The organism is uncultured Paraglaciecola sp., assembly GCF_913058035.1.
GTDB lineage: Bacteria > Pseudomonadota > Gammaproteobacteria > Enterobacterales > Alteromonadaceae > Paraglaciecola.
In genome coordinates this window covers 1-9336 of record NZ_CAJXPA010000166.1, presented here as the reverse complement: position 1 = coordinate 9336, position 9336 = coordinate 1, and the positions used below count along the sequence as shown (strand labels likewise).

Sequence of the window (9336 nt, the reverse complement as noted above, 5' to 3'; positions counted from 1 at the left end):
CTTGTAAGCAATAATAAAATGAGTGCATTGCTATTGAGTCAGCTACAAAGTAAAAACGAAATCGCTGGGAACTTTGGACCTATCAGGTACATATTTTATTGCTCAAATACCAAACCGCTTTAAATTTGTGAGTGTATGTCGCTAAATTGATAAACCATTTATTATTATTAAATTCGCTATGATCACTAATTTTTGTCACATATAATTCTGCTAGTTGATAGAAGTTTTTGAAAGTTGATAAATCAGTTTATACCCAACAACTTTAATATAATCAATACAATAATTAACATTTTGTAACATTTTCAATGATGAATGCTTACTATTATCAATAAAATACAATATAATTGCACAATATATTAGTGCTTTTACATTAGGGTAATTTGTAGTAGTGGTAAGTAATATCGGATAGATAATTAAGCAAGGACATGTCTCTCATCACCGAAGAACATTTGGCAACCAAGCTACGATATATCTTGAAAATGAACATTTAACTTAATTCTAAACATTAAAACCGTTTGGATATCCCACATAATTTTTTTATTTCAGCTTTGTTGAATTAGAGTATTTGGGTGTCTGTGGAGTAAGAAGCCTCGGTAATTATAGAACAGCGCTGACCTTATCTATAAATATCAATTTTTTAGAATCAGGTGTATTTCGACATCTAAAAGATAAATCTAACGTTAATCAATAATGACCGCCACTTACCTTAGTAATGCTTTGAATTAAAGAGCTTTGCTAGGTACTGCCTTGTAAACCAAATACCTCAAAATATTCAATCCAGAATTAACGGCTCCTTCAGCAACAGTGTGTTCTCGATTAAGCCAGTCTGACCCAACGTTGGTCGCTAACTGAGCACTATTTTTCTCACCGGTTAGCCTGATAAACACTATTTCGATAACCATACAATGCCTTTTGAGACATCTCAAACATCAACCAGCTCACCTAGTTGAACATCTATCTCACACATGAGTATTGAACTTAAGTCTTAACATTAACCCCTTCAGATACTTCTTATGGTATTTTTAATACAGTCGAACTCGATGCAAGAACCTCGTTGTCTGGGCAACTATTGATGACCCGGTTAGATACAGAAAAGTGCGGTTACCCATGCCTTTGTTGCAGCAGCTATTTCTGTTTTTCGTCAGCCTCAAGTTATTCGATTAGCAGGCTTTATAAGATGACTGTATGTTAAGTTCAGTCTGTTGCTCATTGCTTGGATTAGGGATAATGTTGTCTTTTACTTTACTTTTGCATACCAATGCTTGTTTTCACTATTAACAGCAACTACTAACAGCGACCAATAACGGCAACTAAGAATGGTATATAATAAAAAAGGATATTCATAGTCATGACATTACTATCAAAAGCATTTGCTTCATTCATGTTAACAGTTATAGCTACAACGATAATTTTAACCATATCTGCACGTTTATCCGCAGCGACTAGCAATGAAAAACTATTCAAACAAATCAATGATGAAGTACCAAAGCGCACCGAAGGTGAAGGTACTTACGACAGACTAGTGATACGTGGTGGGTATGTTGTTGATGGCACAGGGGCGCCACCCTATGGACCCACAGATATAGTGATAGAGCAAAATCGTATTACTCAAATAAAAGTGGTAGGTTTTCCCGGATTACCCATAGAGGATAACAACCGTCCTGAAAAAGGGTCGCGTGAGATTGATGCCCATGGTAAATACATACTACCTGGCTTTATTGATGCACATTCACATATCCATAATGTAAACGACGGACAAAAAGTATCGCCAGAATACATTTTTAAATTGTGGTTGGGTCACGGGATTACAACAGTACGTGAAGTGTATGACGACCGAGGGGAAGACCGAACCTTAGTACTAAAAGAATTAAGTCAGCGCAACGCAATCACCGCACCAAGAATCTCTGTGTTCCCCTTTTTTGGTGCGGTAAAAGACCCGATAACTACCCCAGAACAAGCGCGTAAACGTGTTGAGTCGCTTAAAAGTAAGGGTGCTGATGGTATTAAATTTATGGGCGCAAAAGAAGATATTATGGCCGCCGCTTTAGGTGAAGCTGAAAGATTAGGGTTAGACACAACCATGCATCATGCGCAATTAGATGTAGTACACGCTAATGTTCTTGATACATCTGCTATGGGGTTGGACTGCATGGAACACTGGTATGGTTTACCAGAAGCATTATTTGAAGATCAAGTTATCCAAAATTACCCCAGTAACTATATTTACAATAATGAACAAGATCGCTTTAGCCAAGCAGGGCGTTTATGGAAACAAGCAGCAAAACCTGGCAGCAAGCGCTGGAATTATGTAATGGATACCCTGCTTGAACGTGATTTCTGCTTAAGCCCAACGTTCACTATTTACCTGGCCAGTCGTGATTTAATGCGTGCTTACACCGCCGAGTGGCATTACCAATATACCATGCCAAATTTATGGCAATTCTATCGTGCTAATCGAGCAGAGCACGGTGCTTACTTCTTCAACTGGACAACAGAAGACGAAGTTGAATGGAAAAATAATTTCAAACTTTGGATGCAGTTTGTTAACGAATACAAAAATAAAGGCGGTACGGTAGTAGCAGGTAGTGATACCGGTTACATCTACAGCTTGTATGGGTTTGGCTATATTCAGGAGTTAGAACTACTTCAAGAAGCGGGCTTTCATCCCTTAGAAGTGATTAGAGCAGCCACTAAAGAAGGCTCAAAAGTGTTAAAAATGTCTGATGATATTGGTACCTTACATGTAGGAAAAAAAGCCGATATTATCATCGTAGATGAAAATCCCATTCATAATTTGAAATCGTTGTACGGCACAGGCGTTCCCAAGTTAAATGATAAAACTAACATCGTCGAACGAGTGGGTGGCGTGCGTTGGACAATTAAAGACGGTATTGTTTATGATGCAAAAAAATTGTTAGCTGAAGTGCGAGAAATGGTCCTTGAACAGAAAAAACAACAAGGCATAAGTCCAGACATTCCTATGACAGTGGAAACACCACAATACAATTCTCAATCCAAAACTATTGTAAAGAGTGATTAATAAAAAGGCTAAAATCAGAGTTATTAATTTTTTAGTCTTACCAGAACTTTAACAAGTCATATATGGCTTGTTAAAGTTCAAGACGACTTACTGATATCTATTCTAGTAGGCATAAAAACCTAATCTTAAAAGTCACTTTAATCCTTATCTTTCATCAGATTTTAGTTTTTGTCGTATTAATCTTAATATTCCCATGGGGTAACTGACCCTCGTTAATTTAGATAGGGCAACAGTTAAAATAATCCTAATATTTTATCTATTCAAGAAGTACTAATTTTGCTGGATTAATGGATGATGCACTCACTACTAAGAAAGATTAACGATATGTAAAGTTCAACTTTAAACCGCCTCGATATAGATAAAGCTGTGCTAATTTTTAACATTATGCACAACAAAAATATTGCCCCTAATTGATTGCCACAAAATTTTTAATTGGTTGTTGTGTAGATGTCATAGCATCAATGAGAGTTGTTTAATGTGAAAGTAGTTTTCTGTGACTCTTTCTTTATCCAATACTTATATTCAACACTTTTGTTAGTAAAGCAATAAGATGATCATTGATAAACAAGTTAACATTCGTTATTAAACGAAACCGATAATGATGCTGCCAATTCTTCTTAGCTGTGGGCAAAAATTGACTTTATTGACTCTCCCCTCGTAATTGCTGGCCTGATACTTGGAATCCAACCTACAGACCTACTGAAGCGTATCATCAGTAGATGACAAATCTATCTTTTACCCACAGTTTTAAATTAATTTGTGTCAACTTTGAGTTTTCAATACTTCATACGCATTACCTTAAGATATTCATATTTTATATAGATTGAAACTTATTCTCGGGCGTTACTTATTGCTGTATCAACAGATTTTATTAGTTTGTTACCAATTTAGGATTAAGCATACAGATAAGAACTGGCACAGGTAAAAAGTTGATTCGATTTAGTCAACAACATCCTTGCAGCACTATGTATGTTAATGTAAAGTAACAATATAAATGGTTCACATATTCCGCTATGCGAAATAAAGGTGGCCCTAGTGAGGTGCTAAAATAATGAACATAATTAGTAAGTTTTATAGGGTAGCAGCACTTACGACTATGACTTTGATTGCTATCCCTGCTGTCGCAGCAACGGTCCTCACTTATGGTGAACCAGGGCCAAACCGAGGGGCCCGTGCCGAAGCCACTAAATGGTTTGCGAAGGAAGTTGAGAAGCGTACTGGCGGTGATTTAAAAATTGATATTATGTGGGGCGGTGCTTTATTTAAGGCAAATGCATCGCGACAATCTATTGCTGCAGGAGTCGTCGACTTAGGCACTATTATTCCAGATTACTTTCTTAAAGAGATGGTTTCTTTTTCACTGACTAACTTACCCTTTGAAAATCTAGATCCTTGGGTGGGATTAAAAGCCAACTTTGACCACATGCAATCCCTTGAAGTATCAAGTAGTTTAGCGAAACAAAATTTAGTCTTTGTTACCTCATACATGCTGTCTAACGTCATTATGTTATGTAGTGGTGATGCAGTTCGTACACTTGATGACATAAAAGATAAAAAGGTACGTGGAGTAGGTACCTTCGGAAAGATATTTGGAGATTTAGGCGCAAATTTAGTTGGGATGAATATCTATAAAGCGTATCAGGGACTAGACAACGGATTGCTCGATTGCAGTCAGGGTTATATGAACGCATCACTCGCGCTGAAGCACCATGAAGTAGCAGACAGTTTAACTAAACTTAATTGGGGAATTTATACTGGCTTGGGCATGTTTATAAACCAAGATTCACTCACAAGATTAAGCGCGTCTCAAAGAAAGGTGCTTAACGAAGTAGGTGTCGATTTTATTGATTACCTTGGCCAAAATGTATTGAAATCTGACGACGCTGCAGAGCAACGATTTACGCAAGGGATTGATGGCCGTCAGTTAGAAATCATCAGTCTTTCTGCCGCAGATTCAAAAAAACTCTATTCAGCGAGTCAATATCATATTGGAAAATGGGAAAACGAAGCCAGAAAAAGTGGTTTTGATGGAAAAGCTATGGTCGAAAAATACAGAGCCTCCCTAACTAAATACAGCCAAGAACGAGATTTAGAAGGCTACCCATGGACGCGTTAATTTAACCTCATAGAGTTTATTATTATGTTGAAAAAGATTGAACAGGGGGCATTGATTGTTGCAGGAGTGTGTATTGTCACTCTCGGATTAATGATCACCCTAACCGTTCTTACACGAAACCTTTTTGGTTGGGGAGTCACCGACGATGTGGTTATTGTCAGAGAACTTATGGTAGGTGCTATTTTTTTACCATTAGCTTATGTCACAGCAGATTATAGTCACATTACCATCGAGTTCTTGTTTAAACGCTTGGGCAAACACGCCAAATTATGGATGTTAGCTATCGGTTCTCTCATCAGTCTATTGATACTGCTGCCACTGGTTTTTTCCGCATGGCAGGGGTTCTTTCATGCCGCCAGTAGCGGTGCCTATTTTTTTGGCGAGTTGGAACTGCCCGAATGGCCGGGTCGCTTTGCTTTTTTTGCAGGCGCGGCACTGTTTGTTATACGTTTATCGATAATTCTCGTTGCAGATATGCGAGCGGCTATCACTGGTAATACTGAATACCTCGTGCAGCGCACAGACGCTGAACACGACATAATAGAAGAAGGGTAAACTATGGACCCACTGATTCTTGGACTCATAGGGTTTGCCTGTGCGTTGCTTTTACTTGTATTTCGCGTGCCAATCGCATTTAGCTTAGCGGGTGTGTCGTCTACATTTATACTTTTATTTTTTGCCATGCGAAATGGTGGTTTTGACATGGTTAGTGCAGTAGCTCCCACCTTGTCGATGGTTTCATCTAACACCTTTGCTTTAGTACACTCTTATGACTTAAGTATGATCCCGCTATTCGTGCTTTTAGGTCATATCTCTTACCATACTGGTATCACCACTGATATCTACCATGCAGCGCGAGTTTGGTTAAAACGTTTGCCTGGTGGTGTGGCTATGGCCTCTGTTTTTGGTTGTGGGGGATTCTCTGCTATTACAGGGTCGAGTATCGCCTGCGCATCGGCGATGGGTAAAATCTGTGTGCCAGAAATGTTACGTATGGGTTACGACAAACGTTTGGCTACGTCTACAGTGGCCGTAGGCGGTACACTAGGTTCGCTGATCCCGCCAAGTGTATTATTTATTGTTTACGGTATTTTTACTGAAATGTCAGTCAGCCGCCTCTTTATGGCTGGTGTGATCCCTGGACTGATATCGCTGCTTGGTTTTTTAGTGGTTATCTACATCTGGGTAAAGCGGAGTCCAGAAGTAGCACCAGTTGATGACACCATTCTGGAAAAAGGCGAACGCCGAAAAGCGGCAAAAAGGTGTTGGCCGGCAATGTTGCTGTTTACTATTATCATCGGTGGTATTTATGGAGGTCTCTTCACTGCTACTGAAGCTGCAGCGGTCAGTGCATTCGCAGTCATCGTCATTGGTTCTGTACAAAAAAGACTTAATTGGTCGCAGTTTATCCTCTCTATTAAAGACACCTGTACTCAAACCACCTCTATTTTCTTTATCGCTGCAGGTGCCAAGATTTTTGTTGGGTTTGTTGCATTAACGGGTATGGCGCCCGCATTGGTTGGACTGGTTGAAGGGGCTGATGTATCTCTATGGTTATTGATGGTAATGATTGCAGGTGTATACCTGTTGCTGGGTATGTTTCTTGATCCTCTAGGTATTATGGTGCTTACCCTACCTTTTTTAATTCCTATGGTAGATGGTTATGGGTTAGACCTGATCTGGTTTGGAGTCGTCGTCATTAAGTTACTTGAAATAAGCTTGATCACCCCACCAGTAGGATTAAACGTGTTTGTTATCGCTAGTGTCACTAAACCCTCGGTTGCGGTGTATGACATTTTTATGGGAGTGGCACGTTTTCTAGTGATGGATATTGTAGTACTGATTGCGATTATCGCCTTCCCAATACTGTCATTGTTACTGCCTAACTTTATGATGTAAGTGTACGAGCCAAGTAAAATTTTGTAATTTTATTGATTGGCGCATTTTAAACGGACTCACAAATTTAAACACACTCACAAAATTTATTGCCCAGTCTGTGGAGAATATAATGAAATATGCAGTAATTGGTACTGGCGCTATTGGTGGCTATTACGGTGCTATGCTAGCCCGGAATGAAATGGATGTGCATTTTTTGCTCCACAGTGACTACCAACACGTTAATGAACAGGGCTTACGGATAGATTCTATCAACGGTAACTTCAACGTCGCCGTTAATGCATATGCTAAGCCTGAAGATATGCCTCTGTGCGATGTCGCCATTATCGCTTTAAAAACAACAAATAATCATGTGCTTGAAATATTGTTGCCGCAGGTCGTAAAGCACAATGGGATCGTGGTGATCATGCAAAATGGACTTGCCGTGGAGCAGGTCGCCGCTGACATTCTACCCCAGGCCAGCATTATTGGTGGTTTGTGTTTTATTGGTAGCACCAAAATGGGCCCGGGTCATATTAAACATAGCGATTTTGGGATGGTTAGTTTGGGGCATTACATGAAGGACGAATCTGTAGCCGGCATCACTCCCGAGCTTGGACTGGTGACCGAGGACTTCCTTGCTTGTGGTATTGACGTAAAACCCGTTGAGAATTTGTGCTTTTCACGCTGGCAAAAGTTGGTTTGGAATGTGCCTTTTAACGGACTGTCAGTTGTGCTTAATAGTAGTACGGCTGAACTTTTACGTCAGCATGTCACCCGTGAATTAATTAAATCTATCATGCTAGAGGTGATTGCTGCCGCTAATGCATGTGGGCAGCCCCTTAGCGCTTCGGTGGCCGAGTTAATGCTCGTGAATACCGAGACTAACATGCAGGACTACGCACCCAGTATGAAAGTTGATTATGAACACAATCGACCCCTGGAAATTAATGCTATTTATCAATCGATGATCGACCGTGCAGCGCGATCCGGTGTGGATATGAAACTTGCTCGAATGCTTGCTCAGCAGCTACAGTTTTTGAGCCGTGATGATGGTCAATAAAAAGTGTGATGTGTCAATAAAAGGGTGCAGATACAAATTAGATCATGATGGATACTCGGTCCAATGGCAACAGCGCCAATATGGTAAACAGTACTGACTGTCCACTTTCTTTCATTTCGGCTGTTTTGCTTATCAGCAAGATCTGAGTGTTAAACATTACATCAGTGGCACAGTAGGAGTTAATTTAAAATAAAACTCTACTGCGAAAAGTGCAAACATGACTAAGCCTAACGACCTTGCCTTATATCGACGTTTGTAGAACTAATTCTCAAACAAAATAAGACGTTGATGACTTATTCTGGTAAATAATTGAACGAAATAACAGTACGTTGAAATAACAGTACGTTAAAATAGCACCCTGAAAAGATAAAATCCTAAAACCGAATTAACGTTGCCTCAATGTTACGCACCATGCTCTTTAATTGCGGAGCCACTTCATCACTTAAAAACTCCTTGGACAATCGAAAAGCAGGTCCGCCAGCATTAAATACATAAATTTGGCCTTGTGTGAGTTTCAACGGAACAGCAATCGCAGTCGTATCTGGCTCCCAATCGCCCCATGAATAGCAATATCCAAATTTTTCATAGTTTTCCAAAGCTTGGTCAACACCCTCTTTGACAGCATCAAATTTATCACCTAATTTCTCTTGAAAATGCCGCATAAAGAAATTTCGTTCTTCTTCTGATAGCGCCACTAAATAAGCTCGCCCAGCTGCCGTAGTAGCCATCGGAATTTTATCACCTATGTCTTTTTTAAAAGTGACTATGTCTTTTGGGGCACAATGATCGACATAAATCATATCCAAACGATCTCTGTCTGCTAGACCCACTGATGTTCCTGTTGCAATTGAAAGCTCTTTCATTAAGGGGTTTGCTACTTGACGAATGGCAAGATTAGAAACAAATGCATAACCTAAGGCCAATACTCCAGCTCCAAGTTGGTACTTTTCTAATCGCTTCGAATAAGTAAGATAGCCTAAGCTTGTCAAAGTATAAGTTAGCCGAGATATGCTAGATTTAGCTAATCCGGTTCGTTGAGCAATCTCTTGATTGCCAAGAAACCCGTCTCCCGGATTAAATGCACGTAATATATCTAACCCCCTGGCAAGCGCTTCTACAAACTTGCCATATCCCTCTCCTTCATTATCGTTTCGCAAACCAGTCTGTGTTTTCATTTTTGTCTATTCTATTGCTCATCCCATCCTGCCTCTTTACTTCTTTTGGTTATCGATACGTTTATCA

8 protein-coding genes are annotated in these 9336 nt (G+C 39.7%); 6 read left to right on the top strand and 2 right to left on the bottom strand.

Annotation, left to right across the window (positions count from 1 at the left end; genetic code table 11):
* Positions 1-722: 722 nt before the first annotated feature.
* On the bottom strand, positions 723-902 hold the full coding sequence (locus QZ562_RS17005; RefSeq protein ID WP_293762779.1) for a hypothetical protein: 180 nt from the start codon (positions 900-902) through the stop codon (positions 723-725).
* A gap of 446 nt (positions 903-1348) precedes the next feature.
* Between QZ562_RS17005 and QZ562_RS17000 the strand changes: the two genes are divergently transcribed.
* The 6 genes from QZ562_RS17000 (at position 1349) to QZ562_RS16980 (ending at position 8094) form a co-directional block, all read left to right on the top strand.
* Positions 1349-3040, top strand: a complete 1692-nt coding sequence (locus QZ562_RS17000; RefSeq protein WP_293762777.1) for an amidohydrolase family protein — start codon at positions 1349-1351, stop codon at positions 3038-3040.
* Between the two features lie 822 nt (positions 3041-3862).
* Entirely contained in the window at positions 3863-3931 is a 69-nt protein-coding gene (gene sda / locus QZ562_RS21335; RefSeq protein WP_363315376.1) for a sporulation histidine kinase inhibitor Sda, read from the top strand.
* 160 nt (positions 3932-4091) lie between these two features.
* Positions 4092-5156 carry a C4-dicarboxylate TRAP transporter substrate-binding protein gene (locus QZ562_RS16995; RefSeq protein ID WP_293762775.1) on the top strand — a complete coding sequence of 355 codons (1065 nt, stop codon included), beginning with the start codon at positions 4092-4094 and terminating at the stop codon, positions 5154-5156.
* Between the two features lie 24 nt (positions 5157-5180).
* Positions 5181-5711 (top strand): TRAP transporter small permease subunit, encoded by a 531-nt coding sequence (locus tag QZ562_RS16990; protein WP_293762773.1) that lies wholly within the window; start codon positions 5181-5183, stop codon positions 5709-5711.
* Positions 5712-5714: 3 nt separating this feature from the next.
* A complete protein-coding gene (locus tag QZ562_RS16985) occupies positions 5715-7055 on the top strand; it encodes a TRAP transporter large permease (RefSeq protein WP_293762771.1) in 1341 nt (446 codons plus the stop codon).
* Positions 7056-7164: 109 nt separating this feature from the next.
* Positions 7165-8094: a putative 2-dehydropantoate 2-reductase gene (locus QZ562_RS16980; protein WP_293762769.1), complete on the top strand. Its 930-nt coding sequence runs from the start codon at positions 7165-7167 to the stop codon at positions 8092-8094.
* Between the two features lie 374 nt (positions 8095-8468).
* Here QZ562_RS16980 and QZ562_RS16975 read toward each other — a convergent pair whose 3' ends face one another.
* Positions 8469-9269, bottom strand: coding sequence for an IclR family transcriptional regulator (locus QZ562_RS16975; RefSeq protein ID WP_293762767.1), 801 nt, complete (start codon positions 9267-9269; stop codon positions 8469-8471).
* Positions 9270-9336 lie beyond the last annotated feature (67 nt).

What these genes read in the sequence shown, in the direction of transcription:
- QZ562_RS17005 (WP_293762779.1), bottom strand. Translation starts at nt 902, where the DNA reads ATGGTTATCGAAATAGTGTTTATCAGGCTAACCGGTGAGAAAAATAGT.
- QZ562_RS17000 (WP_293762777.1), top strand. Translation starts at nt 1,349, where the DNA reads ATGACATTACTATCAAAAGCATTTGCTTCATTCATGTTAACAGTTATA.
- QZ562_RS16995 (WP_293762775.1), top strand. Translation starts at nt 4,092, where the DNA reads ATGAACATAATTAGTAAGTTTTATAGGGTAGCAGCACTTACGACTATG.
- QZ562_RS16990 (WP_293762773.1), top strand. Translation starts at nt 5,181, where the DNA reads ATGTTGAAAAAGATTGAACAGGGGGCATTGATTGTTGCAGGAGTGTGT.
- QZ562_RS16985 (WP_293762771.1), top strand. Translation starts at nt 5,715, where the DNA reads ATGGACCCACTGATTCTTGGACTCATAGGGTTTGCCTGTGCGTTGCTT.
- QZ562_RS16980 (WP_293762769.1), top strand. Translation starts at nt 7,165, where the DNA reads ATGAAATATGCAGTAATTGGTACTGGCGCTATTGGTGGCTATTACGGT.
- QZ562_RS16975 (WP_293762767.1), bottom strand. Translation starts at nt 9,269, where the DNA reads ATGAAAACACAGACTGGTTTGCGAAACGATAATGAAGGAGAGGGATAT.